Below are 26,697 nucleotides of genomic sequence, written 5' to 3' on the forward strand. Positions count from 1 at the left end.
ACATTTTCATTTCAATGCATACATAATTTTATCAATATTGCGGAAGCAATTCATTGGTTAAATATACCTAAGAAAGAATGAGGTTTGTTTTCAATGTCCGACATTAAAACAGTGAATTATAATATATTAATAACTGAGCTATTTTCTGTTGTGTTCGGTATTTACCCATACTCTACCAGAAATCAGAATTATGTCAACGAGCTTATATTGTATGGCATTAAGTCCGCTTAAAGGGTAATGAACTATTAGTCTAAAAATGATACAGGTCAGAACTGCAATAAAGTTTATATTATAAATTGTGACGTTTTCTTCGTCATAGCAGATATCTGATTTATCAGGTAAAGACTTTAGAGCATTTTTAGTTTTAATAAATTATATTGCCCCGGGTTATTTGTGTTCTTCGCAGGTATCCGGGGTATATGATTTGAATAGCGCACAATTACAAGAAGTAAGCGTGAGAATATTTTTTTAATGTTAGTTTTATTTCTTACGATATAGTTATTCATGCGATTTACATTAGGTTAATTATTTAGAGTCTTTCCATAAACTAAGTGTTTGAAATATAAAGTTCAAATTCAAGGCTTTCGAAGTCATAAAAATTAAGGCGTTTACTTTTCGTAAATGACTGTTTTTATGACAAGCGTAACGCAGAAGTTGACTTTATAGACAAACACTATTTAGATTTATTTTTATGAAGTTATTTTTAGTGTTTCTGATTTTTTCATTAAAGATCTCATTGCTTTTCGGTCAGGTTTCATTTGGAGAAACGCAAAAGATTAATGACCAGTGGAAATATAGCAAAGGAGATAGTGAGCAGGCAGCACAGAAGGCATTCGATGATTCCAGATGGCGGCTGCTTGATTTGCCTCACGATTGGAGTATTGAAGGTCCTTACAGTCCGGATTTAGCAAGTGCGACCGGTTATTTACCTGGCGGCGTTGCATGGTACCGAAAGAGCCTTAAGATTCCTCAAAACAGACAGAATCAGAAAGTTTATATTTATTTTGAAGGTATATATCGTAACGGGTCGGTTTTTGTTAACGGTCATTTTGTAGGAATGCGACCTAATGGATATATCTCTTACATGTATGACATTACACCTTGGTTGCAATTTGGAGATGAAAATACCATTGCTGTTAGAGTTGATCATAGTCAGTCTGTAGATTCCAGATGGTACACCGGTTCAGGCATTTACAGAGATGTGTTTTTGGTGTATGCCAACCCGGTGCATATTGCGCAATGGGGGGTATTTTATCAAACCTCACTCAATAACAAAAATCTGGCATCGGTAAACGTTGAGACCCGGATATCCAATACAACATCTATTAGTCAGAATGTGCGGGTTAAACAGGAGATTTATGACAAAGAAGGCGTACTTGTGGCTTCCTCCTTAGGGAATGTAATGGTTAACCCCGGTGATTCGAATTTGATTCGTCAAAAATTAAAAGTTGAAAAACCTTTATTGTGGTCACTGGATCATCCCAATCTGTATAAGTTGAAAACTTTTGTATTGAATAATGAGACTTTAATTGACGAGACAGAAACCCGGGTGGGGATCAGAATTCTTACGTTCGATGCCAATAAAGGATTTGCTCTTAATGGGCAGAATATGAAAGTAAAAGGTGTTTGTCTTCATCATGATGCTGGAACCCTTGGCAGTGCTGTCCCCGGGGAGGTGTGGAAACGCCGGTTGATAAATTTGAAATTTCTTGGTGTTAATGCTATTCGTACCAGTCATAATCCACAGGCTCCTGTTTTTTACGACCTTTGTGATGAACTGGGATTGTTGGTTTTAAACGAGGCCTTTGACGAGTGGGAATTTCCCAAGAAAAAGTGGGTAGAAGGTTGGAATGTGGGTAAACCAGGGTTTCAGGGAGCGTATGAATTTTTTGAAGAATGGGGTGAAACCGATTTAAAGGATATGGTTTTGCGTGACCGCAATCATCCGTCGGTATTTATGTGGAGTATCGGTAATGAAGTAGATTATCCCAACGATCCCTATTCACATCCCATTCTGGATCAGGAAGGTATACAGCAGCAACATGTCAAAGGCTACCAACCTGATCAACCTCATGCCGATAGACTGGGAGGCATCGCTAAACGATTGGCGGCTGTGGTCAGAACCTATGATCCGTCGCGACCAGTTTCGGCTGGTTTGGCAGGCCCTGTAATGTCAAATGAAACCGAATATCCGGGTGCTCTTGATGTGGTAGGGTACAATTATACGGAGCGGCGCTATGTGCAGGATCACAAAGCTTATCCTGACCGTGTATTATATGGCAGCGAAAACGGGCATTCTTATGGTGCCTGGCAAGCAGTCAGAGATAATGATTATATTTTCGGACAATTTTTATGGACAGGAATCAACTATCTGGGCGAATCTTTTCGATGGCCTTCCAGAGGTTTTACTTCGGGATTATTGGATTTGGGTGGTTTTATTAAACCCCGTGGATATTTTAGGAGAAGTTTATGGAGCGAAGAACCAATGATTTACGCAGGGGTTTATCCTTTGAAAGATCGCCGTCGCGGTGCACCTATTGATGCATTGCCTCTGTGGAATTTTGAAAACGGGGACACGCTTCGGGTGGTTGCTTATACCAATTGTCAGACCGGCAGGGTGTTTTTGAACGGAAAGCCGGCAGGCCCGGAAATGTCGCGTAATGAAGAAACAGGAATGATTACATGGGATGTGGTATACAGTCCCGGTACGCTTGAAATACAGGGTTTAAATGATGGTCATATGGTAGTTACTGATCGTTTGGAGACAACCGGGCGTCCTGTTGCCATTAAAGCCAGTCTTTGGGATAAGAAGACTTTGTTTAAAAAAGGCGATGTTTTGCAGATTGAGGTCAGTATTGTGGATGAAAATGGTCGTTACGTCTATCTCTCAGATGATGAACTGGCGTGTAAAATTGATGGTCCTGCACAACTTTTAGGGCTGGAAAGCAGCGACCCGGCTGATATGGGCAATTATAATGATAACAGGCAGCGTGTTTATCGGGGAAGGATGATAGCATATATCAAAGCACAAGGAATGGGTAAGGTGGAGGTGTCTTTCTCTTCGCAATGGCTTAAAATGGATAAGGTCGTATTTGAGGTAAAATAGAAGATAGCAACGATCTGATTCAGAGTTATTTTTGCGTTTTATGCGTAATTGTGATGAATTTACTGCTAAAAATTTAACGAATTATTGAATACGATGCGGCTTCGAGGAGTTATTGGATCGCTGTACGTCTCTTAATAAAAAAAGCCTGACAATCAATTTGTCAGGCTTTTTTAGTACCCAGAGCCGGGGTCGAACCGGCACGATATTGCTATCACTGGTGTTTGAGACCAGCGCGTCTACCAATTCCGCCATCTGGGCAAATTTTAATGCTTTTGCGGGTGCAAATATATAACAACAGCCTATTACCTGCAAATAAAAGATGACTATTTTTGCAAGGAATAAATAAGATGGTTCATGTTACAGTCAACACGGGGAGTTGTTCTTGATCATACGCGCTATGGCGAGTCGAGCGCCATTGTGCGCATTTACACGCGTCATTTGGGTATGCAAAGCTATATGGTAAACGGCGCTTTTGGACGAAAAAAGAAAAGTAATTTCCAGTTGTTACAGCCTCTTAACCTTTTGGAGTTGGAGGTGTATCATAAGGCCGATAAGGATATAAACAGAATCAAAGAGTTTGGGGTAATACATCCCATGACCAGATTTCCTTTTATACAAAGCCGGCGCGCCCAGACATTTTTAATAACAGAGATATTGTCCAGAGCGCTCCGCAGCGAGGGCGTCAATAAGCCATTATTTGATTTTTTGGAAGAAAGCATACTCTGGTTCGATTCTGAATTGCCCGGAATGGAAAACTTTCATATTTGGTTGCTTTTTAATATGACCCGATTTCTGGGCTTTTGGCCTCAAAATAATTATAGTGATGCATTTCCCTGGTTTGATATTCAGGAAGCTTGTTTTGTAAGCGATGAGCCTCCTCATCCTTATTACCTCAAAAAAGATGTGAGCTTGTTATTTACATTGCTTTTTTCAGCTGGCATCAAACAGCTATCTTCTTTGGCATGTAACATATCGCAGCGTCGTAGTTTGCTTGAAGCCATGATTCTTTTTTATGAAATACACCATCAGGGCGTCGGAAAAATTAAATCGTTGCACATTCTTGAAGAATTATTTAAGCCTTCAGAAGGCGCAAACAATCAGTAACTGTTGCTTTTATTTGATCAATGGCGTATTTTTTGATATTGATAGCCGGTATTGAATGCCAAATGATTGCTTAAATCCTCGTTTGATTGTTTTAATGTTCGTAATTTTGATGTTCTAAAACCATCTTTATTTTATATGGGTTACTCTAGTTTGTCAACTTTTGATTCAGACTTTGTTTCTACCATTACCGAAATGGCGCTAAAAAAGGGAGCTATTGATCTCGCCGGTAGTTATGCCATTCATGATTCTTCGCTTCGCTGGTCAGAAGGGTTGTGTAATGATGAAACACAGCAACAGAATTGTTACATTCCGTATTACGGATTGCAACAACTGCGTCATCAGATTTCCGTGCAGGGCGCTGCAACACGAGTGCATCGTTACGATCCGGAGACGGAGATAACGGTTACATCAGGTATTCATCAGTGTTTGTTTGCCACCATGACGGCGGTGCTGCGTGAAGGAGATGAGGTGATATTATTTGAACCGGCTAATGAAGCTTATTTGTCCAATATTTTGTTGAGCGGTGCTCGTCCGGTTTATATCTCATTGCAAGAGCCGGGGTTTACTGTGGATTGGGAGCAGGTGACCCGAATGATCACGCCCGACACACGGATGATTATTATCAGTACGCCGCATAATCCTACCGGAGCTGTTTTTAATGAGTTGGATATGCTACGTCTGCAAAAAATTATTAATGGCACTAACATTATTGTGCTTAGTGATGAGAGTAATGAATTTTTGCTGGCCAATGAATTAGATCATCAAAGTGTTACTATGTACCCAAAAATTGCGGAACATAGCATTATTGTTAATAGCTTTGAAGGACTCTGCGATGCCAATTGGTCTGTAGCTTACTGTGCTGCACCAGTGGCTATTTCAAATAAAATAAGGCAAGTTTTACGTATTACGGGAGAGCCTATTTATTCACCGCTTCAGCAGGCATTGGCTAATTGTTTGGCCGATCAAAAGAAGTGCCGCACTGTACGTGAACAGTTTATGAATAAGAAGGCTGAATTTATTCAGTTAATGGAGGCCCGTACTAAATTTACCGCAGTAGAAGGGTTTGGAACAGCTTTTCAGCTGTTTGATTATGGAAACTTATCTGACGAAACCAGTAAAGATTTTGCACTGCGCATGCTTGAAGAGGCAGGTGTTGCTGTAGCTCCATACAGTGCATTCTATCACGAAAAACAAAAGAAAACTTTGCTTCGGTTTAATCTGGCCAGACCCCAACAGATGCTGATGGAGGCCGTTGAAAAGTTAAGCCGTTTTTAATGTCAGACCTTTTTTGGTTTGTTAACTTGCAATTTTAGTTTAATTTTGCACCCCGTTACATTGTTATGTAATGATATCCTGTTTATGGCCTCATAGTTCAAGGGATAGAACGGAAGTTTCCTAAACTTCAGATACAGGTTCGAGTCCTGTTGAGGCTACAAAAAAAGGGAAGCGATTTTTCGCTTCCCTTTTTTTGTATTTATTTTATCTTATTTTTTGAACCATGCATCAATCATTTCTTTATTTGTTTGATACCATTTTCGGGCAGATTCATCTTCTTTGCCGGGGTTAGATTCAATAGCCAGCATGAGAGTTCCCAACTGCTCATCGTTCAGACGGAAATTTTTGAAGAAAGGAACCAGCTCAGGATGTGTTTCCGACCAGCCTTTAGTGGCAATAATTGAAATGGATTCGGCCTGACCCATTGTTCCTTTGGGATCCTCCAGTATTTTAAGGTCGTAGCGTGTGAATTTGGTGTGAGGTTTCCAGCCGGTCACTACAATCCACTCATTTTTATCATAAGCTCTTTTGAGTGACGCCAACATACCGGCTTCGCTGGAAGTAACGAGTTCATAATCCAGCGCATAATTTTCAATGACGTTCTGAGTGATGCTCATAATGCCTGCACCGGGATTAATTCCTGTAATTTTTCCTTCAAATTTATCTTTTACGTCATTTAGCTCATCAATGGAATTGATGGTAACATATTTTGGAACGACAAGACCTAGTCTGCCATCATCATATACGGTCCCTACTTTTTCAATTTTAGCGCCAAATTTGTCCATATAGGCTTTGTGTGTAATAGGTTCCCACACTTCCATGAAAATGTCGGCATCACCTTTTGCTACTGCAGCAAATACCGGAGCCACATCGGCATTGACCAGTTCAACTGAATAGCCTTTGTCCTCAAGAACCACTTTTGCAAGATGGGTATTGGCGATACATTCAATCCAGTTAACCATAGCAATGGTTAGCTTTTTGTTGTCGCCATCTTTTTTACCTGCGCCGGCACAGCTGTTTAAAAATAGTGCGAATGCCAATGTGAGGCTTGTTAATAGAGCTTTTCTTATTTTCATAATTTAATTTGTTTTACGGTTTTTTCCTAAGTTTTGTGTAATACGATCCAGAATGATGGCAAGCAGAACTACTGCGAGTCCACTTTCGAAGCCGAGTCCGATACGTAACTGACTGATTCCTTGTAATACTATTTCGCCCAGACCTTTGGCCCCGATCATGCTGGCAATAACAACCATCGAAAGAGACATCATGATGGTTTGGTTAACGCCGGCCAAAATTGTGGGCATGGCTAACGGTAATTGTACTTTTATCAGAAGTTGTGATGGGGTTGCACCAAAGGCCCGGGTGGCTTCCACAATGTCTTCAGGCACCTGTTTTATGCCCAGCATTGTGAGCCTGACAACGGGAGGCATCGCAAAAATAATGGTGGCAAAAGCTCCGGGAACGGTTCCCAATCCGAATAGCAGAACGGCGGGGATGAGATAGACAAATGCCGGCATGGTCTGCATAAAATCCAGAATGGGACGTATGGCATTGTTGGCCGCCTGACTTCTGGCACTCCAGATGCCAAGTGGTATTCCTGCCAGTAGCGCAACAAAGGCTGAGGCCAGTACCAACGCTAAGGTGAGCATGGTTTCTTCCCAAAATCCGGTGAAATAGATGAATACTAATCCCAGGACGGTGAAAACAGCGTTTTTCCATCCGGTTTTCCAATAAGCAACCGCCGCAAAAAAGACGATAACAAGGTAGAATGGAATCCATAACCAAAATGTTTCAATGCCCCCGATGAGCGCGCTCATCACGGTGTTGATTCCGTCAAACAGTCCTGAGAAGTTTTCTGTCAGCCAATTAACGGCACTCTCAATATATTGTCCTACTATCATAATTCAATGGCCTTTTGAATAATATCATTAATTTCTCCTTTATCTTTTCCTGTGGTCTCAGCAATGAGAGAGGTGGGCGTTACAATGCCCAGCAGGTGGTTTTCTTCGTTTACAACCGGTATGGGGAAGTTGGTGCGCGTGATGAGCGGCAGCATGTCTTCTACCGTGGCATCGGGGCTCACTGTCATTACCGTTGTGTTTATGATGGATTCCAGACTTTTAACGCCTTCTTTTTTTAGCCTGGCGACCTCTTCTATTTTCAGATAACCTAAAAAAGTGCGGTTCGTTCGTACCACCGGTAGTTCTTTCAGATCGGTTTCACGCATCAGACGCAGAATTGTGGCTGGTCCATCCTTTGACAGACGTGCCACACGAGGTTTTTTGAACATGATGGAGGTCGCTGTTATGATACGGCTTCGGTCTACATTTTCGACAAACGATTCGACATAATCGTTGGCAGGTGCTGTGATGATTTCTTCCGAAGTACCCGTCTGTACAATTTCTCCATCTTTCATGATGGCAATACGGTCGCCGAGTTTAATGGCTTCGTCCAGATCATGCGTGATGAAAAGAATCGTTTTTTTCATTTTTTCCTGAAGCAGTAATAGTTCATCCTGCATCTGCGACCGAATGAGCGGGTCAAGTGCCGAAAACGCCTCGTCCATGAGCAGTACTTCAGGCGCATTGGCAATCCCACGGGCCAGTCCCACTCGTTGCTGCATGCCTCCTGATAACTCATCGACTCTTTGGTGTTCATAGCCTTTCAGCCCAACCAGATCGATGGTTTCCATGGCTTTTTGATCACGTTCACTTTTCTTCATCCCTTTTATTTCCAGTCCGAAGGCGACATTGTTTAACACCGTGCGGTGCGGCAACAGGCCAAAATGCTGGAAAACCATGGCCAACCCTGAGCGTCGTATGTTTAGCAGCTCTTTTTCGGTCATGTTGGTTATTTCCTGATTGTTGACAAAGACTTGTCCTGCGGTGGGATTTATCAGGCGGTTGATGCATCTGAGCAGTGTTGATTTGCCACTGCCCGACAGACCCATGATCACAAATATTTCCCCTTCGTTGACGGTTATATTGGCATCTCTTACTGCAACATTACAACCGGTAGCCTTTAATATTTCAGCTTTACTTTTTCCTTCGCGAAGGAGTTTTAAAGCTTTGTGTTTTGATTTCCCAAAGATTAGAGAGAGGTTGTTTATCCTAATTTTTTCCATAAACTCTATTAAAAGTAATAGCCAATATTTATATTAAAACGTTTCATCCATTCTGCATCTGCATCACCGGCACCCATTCCGGCCCCAAAGGTGCTGTTAATCCATGGATGGTTTTTGCCCATGGCATAATCGATGTAAGTATAAATAGGGCCTGCTGAGACGAGCATTCCTGGCACAAATTGCTGCATGTCGTAAAAATCGTCGTCTATTTTATCCACCAAAGTATAGTCGGTATAAATCTGAATGGCGTTGATGGGTCCCCATTCCACATTAAAGTTTTTGGCGATACCAGCGGAATAGACATTGGCTTTGGCTGCTACGTCGTAGGCCGAGCCATAGGCGCCCATTTGAATGATATCCAGTTTTTCGTTGTTATCTGAACGGGCTGCGTAATTATAATTAATCATAGAGCCTTTGAAGTCCCATCCCTGTCCCCAAGTTGCCTGCACATGGGCTGCAAAGGCTGTGCTTAGCTCTGATTTGTTGAGAACGCTGTTGTAGATGCCGCCGGCTTGTGCAGAAAGACCTACTTCTAAGGCGTCTGAAAGATGATAGGCCGCCCTGATATTTACCTGATTAAGTTCTCGTATGTGAGCCTCAACTTCAGTGGTTCCGATTTTTCCTGTACCTGGAGTTATATCATAAGAATAACGGCCTGGGCCGCTGGCGCCATAGGTTACATCTCCGCCTGCAATGGGACCTTCCGGTTCGGCTTGACGAAAGTAGGCAAAACTCAGATCCAGTTTATCGATCCCGTTATAGTCAAATTTTATTCCCATGTCGTAATCGTCTTCCAGACCAAAGTAATACTGTCCCTGGAACCACCATGAGTGCGATGCAAATTTTGTGATGCCGAAGGGAACCTGACTTACGCCGAGTTTCATATATAAATCGTCGGTAAATGCATATCCGAAGTAGCCATGGTGCATAAAATGAGTCCCAAAAGAGGGGTAGAAACGGTATTCAAAATTAAGGTCGATACCGCCGGCCGTGCCGCTGACATTCAGCCGCCAGGTGTCCCAGGTAAATTCTGGTTGTGTTTTGTTGTCAATCCAGCTTTTGCTGAAAATATTGTAGCGTACTGCGCCACCTATTTTAAATGAGGATTTTTCCTGGGCTGTGCCCAATAATCCGAATAATCCAAATAAAAGTGTTAAGACTGATACTTTCAGTTGTTTTGTAATTTTCTTCTGCATAAAATATTTGAATAGATTGTGGAGCAGTCGGGTCGGTATTTGCACGTTTTACACGACAAATTTATTGGACTACAATTAATAACCGGAACTGCTGTATTAAATGAAAGTTATTTGTACATCTTCGTTCGTCACCTTGTGTTTCTCATTGTAGTGCTAGGTTATTTACGTTGAAGATATTGCGTTGTAAGCAAAATTGTAAATAAGCCTGAAACCCTGAGTCTCTTTACTGCTAAGTAATGATCATACTCCAATTTTGAATAGGGAAAGAGTTGTTTGTAAAATAGTTTCAATACAACAAATATAAGCATATTTTACCGGTTTTCAAAATGGATAGTTAAATCGAGGCCGTATTTAGTGTTGTTAAATTATTGATAATTAGCAAATTTGTGTTAATTGCAAACCTGGTTATACTCCGGACCCTAACCGCATGTTATCTTTTGACAAAATAATTGTTCTATAGAATCTATTTATTCCAGCAGGTAATTTCAGGCGTTTAAGATAAAAACGTTGGATTGAAGGTTTCGATAGCATGAATAATATGAATAAATTATTGTAAAAGAATGTCTTGAAAGAAAATATAAAGCAGGTGCCTTAATTTATAGATAAACTTTATTTATATGACTTTAGGAAATTAGCGGATGTTTGTAACCGAGTTCACAATTTACTTTTTGATTTCAGAATAGGTTTTTTGGATTAAGGGAAGTTTATGGTTGCTGCTATGTCTTGAAACAAAGCAGTTGGCATTTTGTTCTTTAGGTGTTTTTAAATGTGTCGTTATGGAATTAGGGATTGATAGCTTTGCGGCTGTAAATGTTAAAAACGAAGTCGAACGTCCAGCCGCAAGTATGGTTGAAATGGATCGCCTGCTGACGCGTATCGAATGGGCCGACAAGGTGGGGCTGGATGCTTTTGCCATTGGCGAACACCACCGTGAAGAATATCTGGATTCGGCTAATGCTGTTATTTTAGCAGCTGCTGCGGCACGAACCAAAAAAATAAGGTTGGTAAGTGCTGTAACAGTTCTTAGTGCTGCGGATCCGGTGCGTGTATTTCAACAATTTGCCACGCTTGATCTTATATCTCAGGGGCGGGTCGAGATTGTTGCCGGAAGGGGATCTTTTATTGATGCTTATTCTTTATTCGGGTTAAATTTAGATGATTATGATGCGTTGTTTGCTGAGAAACTTGATTTATTGCTGAAGATTCGTGATAACAGGACTATAACCTGGTCGGGGAGATTCAGAGCCGCTTTAAAGGAGCAGTCTGTTTTTCCACGCCCGGTTCAACAAAAAATGCCAATTTGGTTAGGAGTGGGTGGTACGCCAGCTTCGTTTGAACGCGCCGGAAGGCTTGGACTTCCTTTAATGGTGGCTGTTATAGGTGGTGAAACGCACCGGTTCAGGCCGCTCATTGATTTGTATCGTGAGGCTGGCGTTAAGGCTGGTTATTCGACCGACGATTTAAAGGTGGGGCTTCATTCATTGGGCTATGTTGCAACTAATAGTCAGGAGGCCATAGAGACGTTTTACCCGGGATACAAAAAGTCATTTACTAAAATTGGCCTGGAAAGAGGCTGGGGACCTGTAACACGAAATCATTTTGATTGGCAATGTGGTCCTAAAGGGGCTTTTCTAATAGGTAATCCGGAGTTGGTCGCTGAGAAGATATTACGTCATAGCGAAGCTTTGGGTGGAATTTCAAGAGTGACTTTTCAAATGGATAGTGCCGGTTTAACCCACGAACAAATTCTTCAGTCTATTACCTTGCTGGCCAGGGAAGTTAAACCTTTGGTGCAATAACTAAATTTTTTGATGTTGGATGGTTGCGCGTTTTCTATAAAAATGTGCGTCTATTGATGTGAATGATCGTTTTGGAAACGGTCTAATGAAATAAATGACGATTTCTTGCTGACGTTTTAGACGAAAGGAGGCGAAATTTATTTTATACTGTTGCAGTACTAAAGCGCAGAAGCTTTTTAAACTGCATAAAAATAACGGGCCTCAGTTGCAACGCAGCTATGACCCGTTATCTCCTCTTTCTAACCTCACTCCCTAACCTATAGCTTTTTTATAAAAAGACATTTTTCTGTTCGCAATAATCGTTCCTATTGATTGTGAATTGTTGCAAAAAAATAAATTTTAGATTTTATTATTAATCACATTAAGTTTCTTGCTGACACTCGTCGGCGAAATAAAAGCAATTTTTACTAAATGTCAAGTTTTTTTTGATTTACTAAAAAAATGATTTTAATAATTACTTGTTTTGTAAAAGGCAACCGATTGACAAAAAGCGATATCTGTTGATCAAAATTCTATTTTAAAAAATAGCAAGGGGGTAAACCCAACGGCTTCCGCATCTATATAGGCTGTGTTTAGCTGGTCAAGTGGAATGCGCTCAAAGCTGGAATATTTTATATTGTTATGATCAAGTGTATTTAACAGCGATAAGCCCACTTCGCCTCTGACGTTGCGAAAAGGGAGTCGATATACCAGTCCCATATCGAGTCTTGAATAATCGGACTCAGTGTACTTATCGCTAATGTAATTGGAATACAGGGGGAAGCCGGTTCCAAAGATGTAGGTCGTCGAAAAATGGAAATTATTGAAAAGATGAATGAGTGTGGCTAATTTTATTTCATGACGTTGGTCATGCGGCGCACGTCGGTATTTTTGTTGCGGGAAGTATGGGAAGAGCTCTTCAGCCCGCGAAAGGGAGTAGGATGTCCAGAAGGTATGTCCGTTGAAATTTTTTTTGATAAACAGGTCCAAACCATAACTAAATCCCTGCCCCAGGTATACGGCTTCTTCTTTGTTGGAAAACCGGACGTATCGGGGAAAATCAGTCATCGATTTGTAATAGCCGTTAATGTTTAACAATAAGCTATTTTTGGAATAGGAAGCGCCTGCGACCCAGTGTTGTGACGATAGCACCCGAACGTCGTCACCGTTGGCCAAAGCCCAGGTGTAGTTATAATTACCGGATGCATCTAATATGCTGCTTTTTATCAGAAACTGATGGTAGCTACCCCAGGCCGCATTCATTTTTAGGCCAGGTTTGATTTTCCACTCCAATTTTAATCTCGGATCAATATAGGTCGAATTGGTCAGTAAATAATGATTGACCCGAAAGCCCGGTGTTAATTCAAGCCCCTGTTGTATAAAAATTTTGTCTTGTATAAAACCCGTCAGGCGACTACCTGTGATTGATGAGGAAAAGTATTTTACGTCAGAAGAGTCATCGGAAATGTTCAGATGATTGTAAATTCCGGATAATCCAAGACTAGGTTGGTGAGTTTTGTTTCCCGAAAAGATATATTGGTAGTTGGCGGACAATTCACCTACCATAGTCGTTGCTTCCTCGTCGATTCCGTTATAGGTGAAATTGAATCTGATATTATTGATATAACGGTTGATGTTATAATCAGAACGAAGCGCCGACCATGCAATTTTTAGATTGGAGCGGTTGCCGGTGGCCGTATTTTTACCCCAAAATAACGAAGCACCACCTTGCTTGTTGCTTTCACTTTTTTTTTGATAGATGATATTCCGAAGACGTTCCTGCCGGGCGGTGTAGGCAAAATCATCGGATGCGCCCAACAGGCTGATGTAAAATAGACTGCCGTCATCGCCGTGCCATGAATATTTTGCATTAACATCGCTGAATCGATAATCGGGTTTTACATCTATTTTGTAACGTAAATTTTCAGATTCATTTAATGCCGATAAGGGAACATCTTCTGCGTCAAAAAGATTATAGTAGGTGTGCCGGGAGGCTAGGAGCAGTGAAGATTTTGAAGAAAGGGGTATTTCCGCCATTCCGTTTACAGTTTGGTTGTTGATAAAGAAGTGAACTTCGGTATCAGATCGGTTTCCGGTATTTCCTGTTATAGAAACAAGACCTCCAACTACGTCTTCTTTTGAGGCTTCATAACCGCCTTTAAAAATTTCAACATCTTTGGTAAGAAAGGGGTTTATGACGCTGATGTTATCGTTAAAATTTTTGAGACCCCAAATCGTGAAGCCATCAAAAGTAACTCGGCTTGTTCCTTCATAACTGCCCCAAAGAATAAGGTCGTTGGGTTGTTCGCCGGCAGCCACAATGCCGGGTTGCAAGCGTAAAAGGTTGAACACGGCATTGTCGCCATTGCCTGGCAGGTAGCCCGCTATGTAAGAGTTTAGTTTTATTAGCCCGGGCGTTTCGCCCATCTGAACTGCACGTTCCAGTCGATTATCCTTTATCTTAATTTCGGCTAATTTGTAGGGCGAAGGGGTTAAATATATTTTATGAAACCAACCGGGGGTTAATGTTGTATCTAAAATGAAGCAGCCCAGATGCGATACCTTTGTTTCAAATACCGAGTCTTCGGTCGAAGTATAGCTGAAAAATCCGTTCAGGTCTGTGACGAAAGGATGGCTGTTAACGAGTACATGCGAAAAGGGGAGCGGTTCGCCACTTCCTTTTTCAAGGGTTTGCCCTTTAATTATATATTGCTGTTGTGTAGTTGTTTCTTCGGTTGGAAAAATAACGAAGACGCCGGCCACCATCTCCCAGTCAAGGGGATATCCCTTCAGGATGTCATTAATAAGATCTTTGGGTGATGAAAATTTTTCAGAAATTGTGACCGAATAGGCTGAAAGCAACTGGTCGTCAAAAGAAAAATGCAGATCATATCGCGCCCGAAGATCTATCAACAACTTATTGAGCGGTTGATTCTTATAGTTTGTCTCGTAGGCTTGACCGCTAAGTGTAAGTGAAATAGAGAAAATATAAATTAATAGAAATCCTGTTTTTTGAATCACAACTATTTTTTAACAATCAAATAAACATCTCCCGTCTTGCGAAATTTTAATCCGTAAGGTCTGCATATCATTTTAAGAACTTGTTCTACAGGTTGATTACGGGTAAAATTACCGGTATAAAGATATTTATATTTAGTATTGGTTGTTATTTTAACAGCATATTGACGTTCAATTTCTTCAAATACGGCATTAATCGGCGTGCCGGTAAATATAAACATATTGTTCATCCAGGCAACGGGGCCTTTAATGTCTTTTAATTTCGACAGTTGAAGAGAGCCATCCTTGTTTAGGCTTGCCTTTTCGTTGGGAGTGATGTAGAGTTTGTTACCACTGGTAAAGGAGGTTACTTTTACTTTTCCGGAATAACAGGTTACCTGGTAGTATTCATGTCGGGCATAGATATTAAAGCTGGTTCCCAATACGGAAGTTTTAGCATTTGATGATAGTACGTCAAATTGTTTGCCTTTTTTCACGGTGAAGAATGCTTCTCCACTTAATTCTACTTCACGGTTAAAAGACCACCACAATGGATGATATTTTATTTTTGTGCCGGCATTGAGGGTTACTTCTGAGCCATCAGGTAAGTTTGCCGTTAGGTGCTGCCCGTTGTCTGTTATAATTTCTTTGGAATATAATTTCATAAATGTGGTTATTCCAGCGAGAAGAACGACTGAAGCTGCCAGTAAAATCCATTTTTTTGTGACGAGCAGGGTTTTATTTGAAGGGTTTGTATTGAGAAAGTCAATGGTTTGAGAAAGATCGGCCCAAATGTCTTCTTTTGATTTTTGATAGGTTAAATCAAGATCGGGCAGATGAGCGATTTTCAGATCCGCAACAGTTTGACCATTGGCTTCTTTTTCTTTCATTTTTTGTTAGTTTCGATTCTTTTATTTATTCTCTATTAATGCACTTTTCAGAAGGCGAAGTGCTTTGCTCATTCTTTTTTCTACGGCTTTAACACTAAGTCCTAACAGGTTGGCTATTTCAGCGTTTTTGAGCTCTTCTGTACGGCTCATAAGAAATACCACACGGTAGTTTTCGGGCATTTCTTTCAATATTTTTTTGTATTTTTTTTCGAGTTCGGAATAGTTAAGAATGTCTTCCGGAGAGAGGGACGTTGCGTTTGAATTATTTTGATTGATGATGAAATTTTTTTCAACATTGCGATGTCGGTAGTAGGAGATGAAAAGGTCATGTCCAATTTTGTAAAGGAGTTTTTTTATGGTGGCGGCATCGCCAGAAGGCTGTTTTTCCCATAGCTTAAGAAAACATTCCTGTGCAATATCTGTTGCCAGATCTTTATCTCCTGTACGAAAATAGAGGTAATTTCGAAGAGCCTCGAAATTGTTGTCGAACAAGAATTTGAAAAACGCTTTATTCACCTGAAGCAAGTCTTAAATCTTCGCGCAAAGATAAGAGTAAATCCGGAGCAGTACAACCCCGGATCTATATCATTACTGTTCTGATTTATTTCGGTTTGAGATGCGTTCTCTAACTCGTTTGCCAATGATAAATTCTGTCTCGCCATTGATCGACGTAAACGTTCCGATGTTGTCACAGGTTCCGTCGCCATAGTCAACTGTTCCGAAGGTTAGTCCATTAGCCGCGTAAGAAACTGTTCCGCTGACCAGATATCTGCAACCACCTTGTTTTTGTAATGTTTTAGTAATATCGCGTCGGTATTGATTCCCGTCCGAATCGGTGCATGTGCCATAGCCGTTAATTGTCATCACATCATCAACATAATAAAATGGAGTCCCGATTCCTTGCTCCCAGGTGCGGGTTATTTCATCGTAGCAATTTAGAGTGGTGCTGTCGGGTAAGGTAAATTCCAGATCTCTGACAATATAAACTTCCCGTTCTTCGGTTACGCTTAATATGTTTTTTTCAATGGTTCCGTTAACTGTTAATGAATCGACGGTCAGATCGGTAAATGTAGCTGTTCTGGTGGCGCCTTCTGTAGTTAATGACCCTGATAATGTGATCGCCATCGTCCCGCTGATGATGCGTCCATTGGCCAACGTAGTTTCTTCGCCGTAATCTAAAGTAATGGTGCAGGGATAACCACCGTCCGTCCAGTCAATCGTAATATCAGGTGCTTCGCCATTGGCATAGCGGTCCTGCCATTTATCTGCGACAGAGCTTTTAAGTTGATCAGAATCCATGGATTTGGCACTCAATTCGCCTATCATGTCTGCCGTCCCGGTAAAGAGGTCGACTTCATAGTCTATAGATTCAACGGCGTCTTCAACGGCCACATCGGCAGTAACGACTGATTCTACTGTTACATTAAAATCGGTGGGCGTTGCGTAATTGCTGAGTGGATTAACTTCATCTTCATTACAGGAAGAGAATACGATGGCGATGCCGAACGCCAAACTCATTATTCGATTTTTCATTATTTAAAAATTTATGGTTGTTATTCGTTTTATAGATATACCGCACAGAGTTTTTTTTACCCTACCTTTTGATTGTTATTTTTTTTTATGATTCGTAGGACTGTTGAACAATGATTTTGTAAACCACTGTTTTATGGTAGTTGAGAAATTAAAAAAGAAGTGTGAATAGTGTTTGCGGGCACTTAATAATATGTCTTCAGAGGTTGGGTGGAATTCATATTATGAAATGGATACACGCAACGTATCTTTTTTATCTTAAAACCTGTTAAAAGTCATTACTTTGGAGGCTTAATCACTACTTTTGACTCCATGAGAAAGATGAACGTTAATGTGTTAAATCCGGCTGCATTTCCTTTTTTTTATGGATATGTAGTTATGATTTTAGGAACAGTGGGAGTGTGGGCCAGTATTCCGGGCCAAACGATTGGTGTATCAACGTTTACCGATCCGGTCAAAAATGTGTTGGGTTTGAGCCGTGATCAGTTTAGTATGGCCTATATGTTAGGCACTTTGGGGAGTTCATTTTTGATTAGTTCAGCTGGTCGTTGGTTCGATCGTTTCGGAGCAAGAGCTGTTGCAACGGCTGCTGCTTTAATGTTAGCTATTTCTTTGTTTGTGGCTTCATATACCAATATCGTGTCCGATGTTATTCAGTCTGCCATAGGTATTCAAAATTGGTTGGTTCCTTTTATCCTTATCACCATTGTTTTTTTCCTTTTCCGGTTCAGTGGGCAGGGGGTTTTAACGATGTCGTCCCGAAATATGGTGATGAAATGGTTTGAACGTTATCGTGGACGGGTTAATGCAGTAAATGCTTTAAGTGTGACGATAGGTTTTTCAATGGCACCTGTACTCATCGATAGTCTTATTACTCGTTTTGGATGGGATGGTGCCTGGCGGGTAATGAGTCTGGCCATGCTGATAATGGCTGGTATTGCTTTTTTGTTTTATCGTGATAGTCCGGAAAAGTATGGCCTTATTCCGGATGGCACACCTGCAAAGCCAACGTCAAAAGCCATTGAGAAAAAGGAATTTAAAAGTATTGAGCCTCAGGAGGCTTTTAAATCACGCGTCTTTTGGGTGTATAGTCTGATGTTGGCATATAATTCATTTTTTATTACCGGGTTCACTTTTCATGTTGTTTCTGTTTTTGAAAGTGTAGGGTTTGATAAGACGGTGGCGCTCTCGGTGTTTATTCCTATCTCGATTATATCTGTTACTTTTTCGTTGGTTTTTAATTTTTTATCAGATTATATCCGATTGAAGTATATTCTTTATTTTATGATTACCGGCGGTTTTTTGGCGGCAATAGGAATGTCGGCTTTGGGATACCGATGGGGTCTTTATTTGGTTATTGGCGGACTGGGAACGACCGGTGGTTTATTTGGCGTATTGAATGCGATCGCATGGCCTCGTTTATTTGGTCGCAAATATCTGGGTACCATTTCCGGAAAGGCCATGTCGATGGTGGTGTTTGCCAGTGCATTGGCCCCAATTGCATTCAGTTTGTCACTCACATTGTTTAAATCGTACTCGGGAGTGGCCTGGCTCGCACTGGTTTTTATGGTATTCATGGCTATTAGTGCCTATGGCATCAGAAATCCCCGTCTGCCCTCTCAGGCTTGAAGCTAAAATTTTGGTGAATAGGGTGTCTTTGATTTTTTAGATTAGACAGCCCAGAGGTAGTTGCATGGTGATGCAGTGGAGCGATCCATGTTGTTTAATTAAGGGCAGGCAATTAACGCCCTGAACTGTATGCTTTGGGAATGCTGTTTTGAGACTTTTTATTGCTAATTGATCTTTGTTGCTTCCATAAGTTGGGACAAGTACGGCGTTGTTTACGATAAGAAAATTGGCATACGTTGCCGGCAGGCGTTCGTCATCGACTATAATTTCGTCGGCCATGGGTAGTGGAATTAGATTATAAGGCTCTCCTGTGGCTGTTTTAAAAGTTTTCAGTTCGCATTCCATCTTTTGAAGTGCCTCATAATGTTCGTCCTGAGAGTTGTTGCACTGAACGTAAGCAATGGTATTGGGTGTACAGAATCGGGCAAGTGTGTCGATGTGGCTGTCTGTATCGTCTCCGGCCAGATAGCCATGGTTTAGCCATAATACGCGTGATAATCCCAGTTGTTTTTTGAGATAATTATCTATTTTCTCTTTGGTCCATTCTCCGTTGCGGTTAGGCGATAACAGACAATGGGTGGTGGTAAGGAGTGTGCCTTCTCCATCGGTTTCGAGCGCTCCGCCTTCCAACACAAAATTCAGCCGGTTGCCGAAGTTTACTTTGGTGTTGAACAGGCCTGTTTTAAATAGTTGTTGATTGATGAGGTTGTCTTTGTCGGCAGCATATTTTAATCCCCAGCCGTTAAATTTGAAATCCAGAGCGACGAAGTTTTTGTCATTTTTGATGAATATTGGTCCGAAATCACGGGCCCAGGTGTCGTTGGTTTTAATTGTTATTAGTCGAACGCGGGTTGACATCTCTCTGGCTAGTTTTTCTTTTTCCCGTTGATTGGGTACCAGCAGTATCACATCCTCAAACCGGGTTATAGTTGCAATGATGTCTCTGTAACACGCCTGTACTTCATTGAGCATATATGCCCAATCGGTTTGTTCATGAGGCCAGGCCATCAGAATGGCACTTTGCAATGCCCATTCGGAAGGTAAAAGGAGATTGTTCATACTTAAATGTTATTATCAATGCTTATGTTAAAAGTAGAAACGTCATTAGAAGAGACGAACCAGCAATAAATAATTTTATTTTATGCGTATCATGAATTATTGATGGTGGATTGCATATAGTCTTTCACTTCTAAAAAAGCTTTTTCGAGGCGTATCATATTGTCAATCAAAAAATAGGTCATATTTGGCCATTCCGATTGGTTTAAAATATCGCCTGGTTGTTGGGTATAAACACGACAAACCATTTCGCCGGTTGGTTTTTCGTAAGCGAAATCCCATGTCAGAGGACCGCCAAATTCTGTTTCGAAGAGTTTTTTTGTGGCCAAAAGTTTTTCATATAGCATTAGCCTTCGCTCTTCAACGGAGTGATTAATTTCCAGGGCCACGCAGGCTTTGCTTCTATCTACGTCAAAACGCAGGTCGAGGCCTTTGACGCCTGTATTGTCGTATATCCAGAAACGTTTTCGTCCTTTTTGTCCGGGCAATCGTCTGGTTTTATTATTAAGTTTTTGCCAGAATTCCAGTCTGATATTTTTTTCCTCTTCTTTGGTGAACATTTTTGTTCATTTTTTTGGTTGCGAACGATATGATTCAGCAAAGATAAATAAACCCTTTTAGTTCTGGTTTTCTTCGTTATTTTTTGGTCGCGAAACCACCAATAGGTAGATAAGATAGGCAATGCCTATACCCATCATAATAATACTGGCTCTTTCTATAACAATGGAAGGATTGTGAACCATTCCGAAGCCTATTGTTATCATCAATATGGCAATAATTGACAGTTTTTTTCGCATGATATATTGTTGTTAGAATGTATATCTAACAGCTAAAAGGGTGCGATGGTTGACGTAGTTTTTTACGTTTTGCGGAATTCCGTTTGCATCATAGGTGCCGTGCCCCCAGCCTGCTTGTGAATAGAGGTACTCCAGGTTTAAACTTGCTTGCGGCGTAAGGTGATATCGTATCCGGGGTGATATTGATAAAACGTCTTTCACTTCCGGGTTACGTGAAAAATATGGTTCCACTGTTATCTCTTTTGATGCGCCCCGATTGTTCAGGTAGCCGGCAAAAAAGCCCGGAATCCATTTTTTTGAATTACTGTTAATATCGATCCAGCAAGTGGCAATGCGCATGGGATCGTATTCGGGGTTTGTGGCATCGGACCCTGCGACTAACCCAATGCCTCCCGGCATAACATGTTCGGTTAAATTATCGCCGTAGAGAGCACCGGCGCTAATGTTGTATTTGTTTTGTTTAAACAGCACATTTGCTTCATAGTGAAACCCTTCTACAGTGGGTTGGTTGCTCCATGTTGCTTCATCGGTTTGTGGAATAGCCAGACGTTTATAGCCGGCAGTAAAAGCGGCTTGTACGTTTCCGCTTCCTCCAAGCTGAAGCTGAAGGTCTATTTCGGGCATGCCTGCGTCGTCGTTTCCGTTCGTAAAACCTGTTGATCGGAAGTTGTTTTGTTCAACGAGGGCCAGCATAATATCAAATCCTCTGTTTATTTTGTAGTTAATTCTGATTTGCGGATTTCGGTTGAGTGGGTGCATTGGCGACCCGACATTGGCATTGACTGTTTTTGGACAATAGGCAGGTATAAACAGGGGATGCCAGGTTTGTCCTATGGTAAAGGTCAAATTGTTGTAATCCAGTTTTATGTAGGCGTGTCGCAGGCGTAAATTATTGTCATAATTAGGGGCTTTGCCCAAAAAGTCGGCTTCCAAATAGCCCATAATGGTTAATTGGTTGATGACGGGTCCTGTGATCGTCAGGTTGACGCGACTGCGTCCGGCATCCAGATCAAAATCCCCACTGTCATTTTGGTCGTTGCCGTTTTTATCCAAATTTTCGGCAAGTGGATACAGAAAAATATGTCCATTTCGGACAGCATTGGACGCGCGGGAGTTCTGCGCAGCGTCAACTTCTATAAATCCATGAATATTGATGTCCAGTTTTGTTTCTTGTGCGGAAAGCTGGGAGGCAACACCCCAGCCCAGCATCAATAATGCGGTAAGTCTCATTTGTTAGTTTTAGTAGATAGATGGTAGGTTGTTGAAAATGAGATTGTTGTAGAATATTGTTCAACAAAATCAGGCACAAAAAAACAAAACATTTGGGACTTACACAAGCACTTAATTTTTGTTTGGGATTTTTTAAAAATAATTAGCGCTTGCAGGACTATTTTTGTGTAAGATAAAAGTGTTTCATTTTGCAATGAAACCTTGACAAAGTACGGTTGGCATTGAATTATTAGACTGTCATTATGTCTTTTTCTTTTGTTGTAAGCATTTCATCTATGGTCGTCATATAGGTATCGGTGAGCTTTTGTGTTTTGTCTTCTGCGTCTTTCGCCAAATCTTCCGGCAAACCGTCTTTTTTTAATTTTTTCAGTTCTTCTATGCTTTCGCGTCGAACGGTACGGATACCAATGCGCGAGTCTTCACTGATTTTTTTTGTCAATTTCACTAACTCTTTGCGTCTTTCTTCTGTTAACGGTGGTATGTTGATGCGAACAATTTCGCCGTTATTTTCGGGATTCATTCCCAAATTGGCGGCCATAATGGCTTTTTCGATAATGGGGATTAATTTATTATCCCATGGCTGAATGGCTATGGTACGCGGGTCGGGCGTATTAATATTGGCAGCCTGCGATAGAGGGGTCATGGTGCCGTAGTAATCAACAACAATGCCGTCGAGCATACGGGGATTGGCTTTCCCGGCCCGCACTTTTGCCATTTCACGTTCCATGTGCTCAATAGTCTTGTCCATTTTTTGAGTCGCATGGTCAAGTACAATTTTTATTTGCTCTTCCATGGTTCTGTAGATATTAATTGAAAACGATGATGGGGATAAATTCAATCGTCAATAAAAAACAGCGAACATCGTGTTTCATCCGGTTTTTTTGTTTGTGGATGAATTGTTTAATGTTTTTTAATAAATATACGGAAATTTAAATAAAATCTTCAAAACTTCCTTGTTCCAGGCGGGTGATGATATTTATGGCTTCTTCGCGTGTGTTGCCACAAATGAGTTTTTCGGCTTTAAAGCCGTGGCATACAGCGGGTCGGTCGTGCGAATGAAAGATAGCACATTTGTAATCTTCGGTCAGATGAATACATGGTATGCCGGCGGGTTTCCCGTTGGGCATGCCCGGAATGGGTGATGTTATTGAAATAGCAATACAACAAGCGCCACATTTCTCCCTGCATTCCATAATTTGTTATTTTTACGCTAAATTAAGCATTGATTTATTTATTTCAAATTCTTTGTTTGAATGCGATAAACATTCATAACGCATTATTTGTCTTTATAAAATTGAAGTTAACTGGTATGAATTACTATTTATGAAAACGACACAAAAACAATATAACGCCTTAAAACTTTGGTTTTCACAACGTAAAGGTGTCCTTACGGCATTGTCGGGAGGAGTGGATAGCTGTCTGGTGGCCTGGGCTGCCCGTCAGTCATTGCCCCGCGAAATGGCGGTGGCTGTCATTGGTGATTCGCCTAGTTTGAAACGTAGTGATTTGCGGAGCGCGATAGATTTTTGCAAGTCGAACGACATCGTTTATGTTATTATTCATCCGGGCGAATTGGACGACCCTAATTATGCCGGAAATCCGGCTGACCGGTGTTTTTGGTGTAAGAGTTCACTTTATTTGGCCATGAATAGATTGCAGATTCGTGATTATCCGGGTTTTGTGATGGTGAATGGGAATAATGTAAGTGATTTGGGCGACTATAGACCTGGGATGAAGGCTGCCAGTCAATTTCAATCGTATAGTCCTTTGGCCGATTGTGGTATGAATAAGGAAGATATTCGTACCATGGCGCGTGAAGCAGGTCTTAAAGTGTGGAACAAGCCGGCCAGTCCATGTCTGAGTAGCCGTTTCCCTTATGGAACGGCTATTTCACGTGAAAAACTGGCTTTGGTGGAGAAGGCCGAGGAGTGGCTTTCGCAGAAAGGATTTTCAGATGTCAGAGTCCGTTATCTGGATGGAAGAGCCCGCATTGAAGTGCCGGCTTCTCAAATTGAAGCTTTGAAGGTATTGGCCGCTGAGGTTTCAATCGTGTTTGAAGAAATCGGATTCTCGCAAACTGAAATTGATGAAGAAGGACTGGTATCCGGAAAGCTCAACAGGGTTCTGCCATTTCAGAAAAAATAATTGTTAATAGTTTTCAAAAAAGCTGATATGCAATTTAAGCACACTTTGGTTCATGGTACTTTAATTAAGCGATACAAACGTTTTTTGGCGGATATAACGCTCGATAGTGGTGAAGTGGTTACCGCACATTGTACCAATAGTGGTTCTATGAAGAGTTGTTTGGAAGAAGGGGCTGAAGTATTTCTTTCGCCGGTGGATGATCCTAAACGTAAAACCCGTTTTACCTGGGAAATGATAAAGATAGACGGCCGTTGGGTTGGTATTAATACCGCCAATCCGAATCAGCTGGTACATGAGGCTATTCTGAATAAATCAATTCCGGGTTTAGACAGGTATGATCGTGCTATCAGGGAGGTGAAATTTGATGAGAGTCGTTTGGATGTTTTTGCGGAAAACAGCGTTGAGCAGTGTGCCATAGAGGTTAAGAATGTGAGTATGCGCGAGAATGACAGAGCTTTGTTTCCTGATGCTAAGACGACCCGCGGATTGAAACACCTTCATACGCTTATCCGGCTGAAGAAGGAAGGGATGAGAGCGGTGATGGTATATGTGATTCAACGAACAGATGTCAGCTCCTTTGCGCCGGCAAAGGAGATCGATCCGGATTATGCGGCGGGGTTAAAAGAAGCGGTTGATAAAGGGGTGGAAGTATTTCCATTGCAGGTCAATGTCACACCTGACGAAATTTCTATTTTGAAACTTTTGCCGTATACGGTTTAGCGAAATTCCATTCCCACGAGGGAGATGTCGTCGAAAACCGAGCGCCGATCGAAATTGCGTGCGATGAAGGTACGTACATCCTGTATGTTCTTCTCAAGGGGATCCTGATTGGTAATAATTCTTTTTACCGATAACAAATCGTTGGTGATAATATTTCCTTTTTCGAGTTCGACGAGTCCGTCGGTAAATGCTATAAATTTGGCGCCGGGTGTTATTTTTACATGACCGACCTCTACTACCGGAATTAAATCTAACATTCCCAGTCCGATGCAGCCTTTGGTCAAATTCATCAATTGCCCCTTTTCCGGGTCGTAAAGCAGAGGTGGCAGGTGTCCGGCGTTTACATAAGTGAGACGTCGACTCATGAAGTTATACTTTCCAATTACCATCGTGATAAATTTCTCGCTGTTGGCGCTTGCGTTTACCCTTTGATTTAAGGTATTGATAAGTTTTTTAAGGCTGATTCGTTTGGTAAATGATGAGCGCATTACAGCCTGAAAGTTCGACATAAGCATGGCTGCCGAGATGCCTTTACCTGAAACATCGGCCACGCAAAAGCCTATGGTATTACGTCCAAGTTGAATAAAATCGTAATAGTCGCCACCAACACTCAAGTGAGGCAGATAAATAGTGTGTATTGAGAGTTTTTTGTGTTTGGGAAATTCGTCGGGGCCGGGTATGAGTTGGTTTTGAATGCGCGATGCCAGTTCCATTTCACGACGGAAGGTCTCCTGTTCGAGGGAAGCTTTTTGCATTCGTTTGTTCTCAATGAATACAATGATCAGATTTGATATGATCTGTATTAATTTCAGGTGTTTGATGGTTGGGCTGATTCCTTCGCGTTCTTCTTCCAGATCGCCGATAAGAACATATCCAATGGCTTTAAACCGGTGGTATAATGGAATGATGGCATCGAAGCCTTTTAAATTGTCGGGGGGTGACAGGGTGATACTTTCTATTTGCTTGTAGCGCAAAAGATCCCTTTCAATATTGATTTCGTCGACTTCGGATTTGGAAACACCCGAATTTAGAAGGTTCATCCAGCCTTTATCAGACAAGGTGAATACGAGAATTTTTCCAACGTTAAGTTCTTCGCGCAATAAAATTTCAAACTCCGATAATAAATCTTCAATAGAGTGATCCTCGTTGATGGTCTGTGCCAGGTCAAGCAAAAGATTTAGCCTGTCTTTATAGAGTCTTACCCGCCGTTTCTTTGTCTTTGTAATCATTTTCCTCTATAGGTTTTCCAGTTTAAACAATAGTAAACCGTTATTTCTTTTAAACTAAAAGATGGGTTAAGCAAATAAACTGCAAATCTATGATTGTATTTCCCTAAATGAATGCAACATCTTCTAAATTTACAAAAAAAAACGACGGCAATAGTTAATGATTCTAAATTAAACTTCGCGGTTATGATTTATTAACAAAAAAAGTTCGATTTCGTTTTGAGAAATCGAACTTTTCGAATGTTTTTTTGTAAAAAAAGACGTTTGTTATTCTTTTGCTCTTTCTACGTATGTGCGTTCTTTGGTGTCAACTTTAATTTTTTCGCCCTGTTCAATAAATAGAGGAACCATAATATTTGCACCTGTATCGATGGTGGCAGGCTTCAGGGAGGAGGTGGAAGAGGTATCACCTCTCATGCCGGGTTCTGTGTAGGTTACTTCGTATACTATAAACTGAGGCAGGTTCACCATAATTGGCGTTTCGCTGTCGACATGATAAAGGAGATCAACTTCCTGACCTTCACGCATTAAATCCGGCGATTCAACCAGGGTTTCTTCAATACTTAGTTGCTCAAATGATTCCATATTCATGAAGTGGTAACCCATATCATCTTTGTACAGAAATTGGTGAGGTTGATGTTCTACACGTGCTTCGTTAACCTTTACGCCTGATGAGAATGTATTTTCCAACACACGTCCGGTAGCAATGTTTTTCAGTTTTGTACGAACAAAAGCCGGGCCTTTACCCGGTTTTACGTGCTGAAATTGAATAATTGTGCATAGTTGACCGTTGAATTCAATGCACATTCCGTTTCTAAAATCTGCTGTAGTTGCCATATCAGGTAGCTATATTGTTTTATTAATTTTTTCGACTGCAAAAATAGTGGAAAACAA

General features: G+C 41.2%; 23 protein-coding genes and 2 tRNA genes. 8 read left to right on the plus strand and 17 right to left on the minus strand.

Annotated elements, in window-relative coordinates; translation table 11 throughout:
* The first annotated feature begins 691 nt into the window (after positions 1–691).
* Positions 692–3,106: a sugar-binding domain-containing protein gene (locus ACT3CD_RS08940; protein ID WP_444644938.1), complete on the plus strand. Its 2,415-nt coding sequence runs from the start codon at positions 692–694 to the stop codon at positions 3,104–3,106.
* 174 nt (positions 3,107–3,280) lie between these two features.
* On the opposite strand, the gene ACT3CD_RS08945 is transcribed toward ACT3CD_RS08940, so the two are convergent.
* Positions 3,281–3,364: transfer RNA gene (locus ACT3CD_RS08945), tRNA-Leu, on the minus strand.
* A 96-nt stretch (positions 3,365–3,460) separates the two neighbouring features.
* On the opposite strand from ACT3CD_RS08945, the gene recO reads away from it, so the two are divergent.
* The 3 genes from recO to ACT3CD_RS08960 all read left to right on the plus strand — a co-directional run bounded on the left by recO (position 3,461) and on the right by ACT3CD_RS08960 (position 5,643).
* Entirely contained in the window at positions 3,461–4,210 is a 750-nt protein-coding gene (recO, locus tag ACT3CD_RS08950; protein WP_444644940.1) for a DNA repair protein RecO, read from the plus strand.
* A 135-nt stretch (positions 4,211–4,345) separates the two neighbouring features.
* Positions 4,346–5,485, plus strand: a complete 1,140-nt coding sequence (locus tag ACT3CD_RS08955; protein WP_444644942.1) for an aminotransferase class I/II-fold pyridoxal phosphate-dependent enzyme — start codon at positions 4,346–4,348, stop codon at positions 5,483–5,485.
* Between the two features lie 86 nt (positions 5,486–5,571).
* Positions 5,572–5,643, plus strand: a tRNA-Arg gene (locus ACT3CD_RS08960).
* Between the two features lie 51 nt (positions 5,644–5,694).
* On the opposite strand, the gene ACT3CD_RS08965 is transcribed toward ACT3CD_RS08960, so the two are convergent.
* The 4 genes from ACT3CD_RS08965 to ACT3CD_RS08980 are packed head-to-tail and all read right to left on the minus strand — an operon-like array spanning position 5,695 to position 9,805.
* The gene (locus ACT3CD_RS08965; RefSeq protein WP_444644944.1) at positions 5,695–6,561 is read right to left on the minus strand and encodes a glycine betaine ABC transporter substrate-binding protein; all 867 of its coding nucleotides are present in this window, start codon (positions 6,559–6,561) and stop codon (positions 5,695–5,697) included.
* 3 nt (positions 6,562–6,564) lie between these two features.
* A complete protein-coding gene (locus ACT3CD_RS08970; RefSeq protein WP_444644946.1) occupies positions 6,565–7,386 on the minus strand; it encodes an ABC transporter permease in 822 nt (273 codons plus the stop codon).
* Positions 7,383–8,609, minus strand: a complete 1,227-nt coding sequence (locus ACT3CD_RS08975) for a quaternary amine ABC transporter ATP-binding protein (protein WP_444644948.1) — start codon at positions 8,607–8,609, stop codon at positions 7,383–7,385. The genes ACT3CD_RS08970 and ACT3CD_RS08975 overlap by 4 nt, the downstream gene beginning before the upstream one ends.
* 8 nt (positions 8,610–8,617) lie before the next feature.
* Positions 8,618–9,805, minus strand: a complete 1,188-nt coding sequence (locus ACT3CD_RS08980) for a hypothetical protein (RefSeq protein WP_444644950.1) — start codon at positions 9,803–9,805, stop codon at positions 8,618–8,620.
* A 776-nt stretch (positions 9,806–10,581) separates the two neighbouring features.
* On the opposite strand from ACT3CD_RS08980, the gene ACT3CD_RS08985 reads away from it, so the two are divergent.
* The gene (locus tag ACT3CD_RS08985) at positions 10,582–11,604 is read left to right on the plus strand and encodes an Atu2307/SP_0267 family LLM class monooxygenase (protein WP_444644952.1); all 1,023 of its coding nucleotides are present in this window, start codon (positions 10,582–10,584) and stop codon (positions 11,602–11,604) included.
* A 504-nt stretch (positions 11,605–12,108) separates the two neighbouring features.
* Here the strand turns inward: ACT3CD_RS08985 and ACT3CD_RS08990 are convergent.
* From ACT3CD_RS08990 to ACT3CD_RS09005, 4 genes are all read right to left on the minus strand, one after another.
* Complete coding sequence (locus ACT3CD_RS08990; RefSeq protein WP_444644954.1) at positions 12,109–14,604, minus strand: TonB-dependent receptor; 2,496 nt, start codon at positions 14,602–14,604, stop codon at positions 12,109–12,111.
* Positions 14,605–14,606: 2 nt separating this feature from the next.
* Entirely contained in the window at positions 14,607–15,470 is an 864-nt protein-coding gene (locus tag ACT3CD_RS08995) for a FecR family protein (RefSeq protein ID WP_444644956.1), read from the minus strand.
* A gap of 21 nt (positions 15,471–15,491) precedes the next feature.
* Positions 15,492–15,986: an RNA polymerase sigma factor gene (locus tag ACT3CD_RS09000; protein ID WP_444644958.1), complete on the minus strand. Its 495-nt coding sequence runs from the start codon at positions 15,984–15,986 to the stop codon at positions 15,492–15,494.
* Positions 15,987–16,058: 72 nt separating this feature from the next.
* Positions 16,059–17,003, minus strand: coding sequence for a hypothetical protein (locus ACT3CD_RS09005; RefSeq protein ID WP_444644960.1), 945 nt, complete (start codon positions 17,001–17,003; stop codon positions 16,059–16,061).
* A 309-nt stretch (positions 17,004–17,312) separates the two neighbouring features.
* Here ACT3CD_RS09005 and ACT3CD_RS09010 point away from each other — a divergent pair, with 309 nt between their 5' ends.
* Positions 17,313–18,629 carry an MFS transporter gene (locus tag ACT3CD_RS09010; protein WP_444644962.1) on the plus strand — a complete coding sequence of 439 codons (1,317 nt, stop codon included), beginning with the start codon at positions 17,313–17,315 and terminating at the stop codon, positions 18,627–18,629.
* A 36-nt stretch (positions 18,630–18,665) separates the two neighbouring features.
* On the opposite strand, the gene ACT3CD_RS09015 is transcribed toward ACT3CD_RS09010, so the two are convergent.
* From ACT3CD_RS09015 to ACT3CD_RS09040, 6 genes are all read right to left on the minus strand, one after another.
* Positions 18,666–19,688 carry an agmatine deiminase family protein gene (locus ACT3CD_RS09015; RefSeq protein ID WP_444644964.1) on the minus strand — a complete coding sequence of 341 codons (1,023 nt, stop codon included), beginning with the start codon at positions 19,686–19,688 and terminating at the stop codon, positions 18,666–18,668.
* An 89-nt stretch (positions 19,689–19,777) separates the two neighbouring features.
* Entirely contained in the window at positions 19,778–20,245 is a 468-nt protein-coding gene (locus ACT3CD_RS09020) for a DUF4268 domain-containing protein (protein WP_444644966.1), read from the minus strand.
* 57 nt (positions 20,246–20,302) lie between these two features.
* The gene (locus tag ACT3CD_RS09025) at positions 20,303–20,482 is read right to left on the minus strand and encodes a hypothetical protein (protein WP_444644968.1); all 180 of its coding nucleotides are present in this window, start codon (positions 20,480–20,482) and stop codon (positions 20,303–20,305) included.
* Between the two features lie 12 nt (positions 20,483–20,494).
* The gene (locus ACT3CD_RS09030) at positions 20,495–21,712 is read right to left on the minus strand and encodes a DcaP family trimeric outer membrane transporter (RefSeq protein WP_444644970.1); all 1,218 of its coding nucleotides are present in this window, start codon (positions 21,710–21,712) and stop codon (positions 20,495–20,497) included.
* Between the two features lie 229 nt (positions 21,713–21,941).
* Positions 21,942–22,505: a ribosome recycling factor gene (frr, locus tag ACT3CD_RS09035; protein ID WP_444644972.1), complete on the minus strand. Its 564-nt coding sequence runs from the start codon at positions 22,503–22,505 to the stop codon at positions 21,942–21,944.
* 136 nt (positions 22,506–22,641) lie between these two features.
* Positions 22,642–22,905 (minus strand): YkgJ family cysteine cluster protein, encoded by a 264-nt coding sequence (locus ACT3CD_RS09040; protein WP_444644974.1) that lies wholly within the window; start codon positions 22,903–22,905, stop codon positions 22,642–22,644.
* Positions 22,906–23,035: 130 nt separating this feature from the next.
* Between ACT3CD_RS09040 and larE the strand changes: the two genes are divergently transcribed.
* Both larE and sfsA read left to right on the plus strand, forming a co-directional pair.
* Positions 23,036–23,857, plus strand: coding sequence for an ATP-dependent sacrificial sulfur transferase LarE (gene larE / locus ACT3CD_RS09045; RefSeq protein ID WP_444644976.1), 822 nt, complete (start codon positions 23,036–23,038; stop codon positions 23,855–23,857).
* Between the two features lie 27 nt (positions 23,858–23,884).
* On the plus strand, positions 23,885–24,577 hold the full coding sequence (sfsA, locus tag ACT3CD_RS09050) for a DNA/RNA nuclease SfsA (protein ID WP_444644978.1): 693 nt from the start codon (positions 23,885–23,887) through the stop codon (positions 24,575–24,577).
* Here sfsA and ACT3CD_RS09055 read toward each other — a convergent pair.
* Together ACT3CD_RS09055 and efp are read right to left on the minus strand one after the other, a co-directional pair.
* Positions 24,574–25,806, minus strand: coding sequence for a PP2C family protein-serine/threonine phosphatase (locus ACT3CD_RS09055; RefSeq protein WP_444644980.1), 1,233 nt, complete (start codon positions 25,804–25,806; stop codon positions 24,574–24,576). The two genes, sfsA and ACT3CD_RS09055, sit on opposite strands and share 4 nt — an antisense overlap.
* A 264-nt stretch (positions 25,807–26,070) precedes the next feature.
* Positions 26,071–26,640 carry an elongation factor P gene (efp, locus tag ACT3CD_RS09060; RefSeq protein WP_444644982.1) on the minus strand — a complete coding sequence of 190 codons (570 nt, stop codon included), beginning with the start codon at positions 26,638–26,640 and terminating at the stop codon, positions 26,071–26,073.
* Between the last annotated feature and the right edge of the window lie 57 nt (positions 26,641–26,697).

Origin of the sequence: Geofilum sp. OHC36d9, from assembly GCF_052400685.1 — a bacterium.
Classification (GTDB): domain Bacteria; phylum Bacteroidota; class Bacteroidia; order Bacteroidales; family Marinilabiliaceae; genus CAZHHH01.

What these genes read in the sequence shown, in the direction of transcription:
- ACT3CD_RS08940 (WP_444644938.1), top strand. Translation starts at nt 692, where the DNA reads ATGAAGTTATTTTTAGTGTTTCTGATTTTTTCATTAAAGATCTCATTG.
- recO (WP_444644940.1), top strand. Translation starts at nt 3,461, where the DNA reads ATGTTACAGTCAACACGGGGAGTTGTTCTTGATCATACGCGCTATGGC.
- ACT3CD_RS08955 (WP_444644942.1), top strand. Translation starts at nt 4,346, where the DNA reads ATGGGTTACTCTAGTTTGTCAACTTTTGATTCAGACTTTGTTTCTACC.
- ACT3CD_RS08965 (WP_444644944.1), bottom strand. Translation starts at nt 6,561, where the DNA reads ATGAAAATAAGAAAAGCTCTATTAACAAGCCTCACATTGGCATTCGCA.
- ACT3CD_RS08970 (WP_444644946.1), bottom strand. Translation starts at nt 7,386, where the DNA reads ATGATAGTAGGACAATATATTGAGAGTGCCGTTAATTGGCTGACAGAA.
- ACT3CD_RS08975 (WP_444644948.1), bottom strand. Translation starts at nt 8,609, where the DNA reads ATGGAAAAAATTAGGATAAACAACCTCTCTCTAATCTTTGGGAAATCA.
- ACT3CD_RS08980 (WP_444644950.1), bottom strand. Translation starts at nt 9,805, where the DNA reads ATGCAGAAGAAAATTACAAAACAACTGAAAGTATCAGTCTTAACACTT.
- ACT3CD_RS08985 (WP_444644952.1), top strand. Translation starts at nt 10,582, where the DNA reads ATGGAATTAGGGATTGATAGCTTTGCGGCTGTAAATGTTAAAAACGAA.
- ACT3CD_RS08995 (WP_444644956.1), bottom strand. Translation starts at nt 15,470, where the DNA reads ATGAAAGAAAAAGAAGCCAATGGTCAAACTGTTGCGGATCTGAAAATC.
- ACT3CD_RS09005 (WP_444644960.1), bottom strand. Translation starts at nt 17,003, where the DNA reads ATGAAAAATCGAATAATGAGTTTGGCGTTCGGCATCGCCATCGTATTC.
- ACT3CD_RS09010 (WP_444644962.1), top strand. Translation starts at nt 17,313, where the DNA reads ATGAGAAAGATGAACGTTAATGTGTTAAATCCGGCTGCATTTCCTTTT.
- ACT3CD_RS09015 (WP_444644964.1), bottom strand. Translation starts at nt 19,688, where the DNA reads ATGAACAATCTCCTTTTACCTTCCGAATGGGCATTGCAAAGTGCCATT.
- ACT3CD_RS09020 (WP_444644966.1), bottom strand. Translation starts at nt 20,245, where the DNA reads ATGTTCACCAAAGAAGAGGAAAAAAATATCAGACTGGAATTCTGGCAA.
- ACT3CD_RS09025 (WP_444644968.1), bottom strand. Translation starts at nt 20,482, where the DNA reads ATGCGAAAAAAACTGTCAATTATTGCCATATTGATGATAACAATAGGC.
- ACT3CD_RS09030 (WP_444644970.1), bottom strand. Translation starts at nt 21,712, where the DNA reads ATGAGACTTACCGCATTATTGATGCTGGGCTGGGGTGTTGCCTCCCAG.
- frr (WP_444644972.1), bottom strand. Translation starts at nt 22,505, where the DNA reads ATGGAAGAGCAAATAAAAATTGTACTTGACCATGCGACTCAAAAAATG.
- ACT3CD_RS09040 (WP_444644974.1), bottom strand. Translation starts at nt 22,905, where the DNA reads ATGGAATGCAGGGAGAAATGTGGCGCTTGTTGTATTGCTATTTCAATA.
- larE (WP_444644976.1), top strand. Translation starts at nt 23,036, where the DNA reads ATGAAAACGACACAAAAACAATATAACGCCTTAAAACTTTGGTTTTCA.
- sfsA (WP_444644978.1), top strand. Translation starts at nt 23,885, where the DNA reads ATGCAATTTAAGCACACTTTGGTTCATGGTACTTTAATTAAGCGATAC.
- ACT3CD_RS09055 (WP_444644980.1), bottom strand. Translation starts at nt 25,806, where the DNA reads ATGATTACAAAGACAAAGAAACGGCGGGTAAGACTCTATAAAGACAGG.
- efp (WP_444644982.1), bottom strand. Translation starts at nt 26,640, where the DNA reads ATGGCAACTACAGCAGATTTTAGAAACGGAATGTGCATTGAATTCAAC.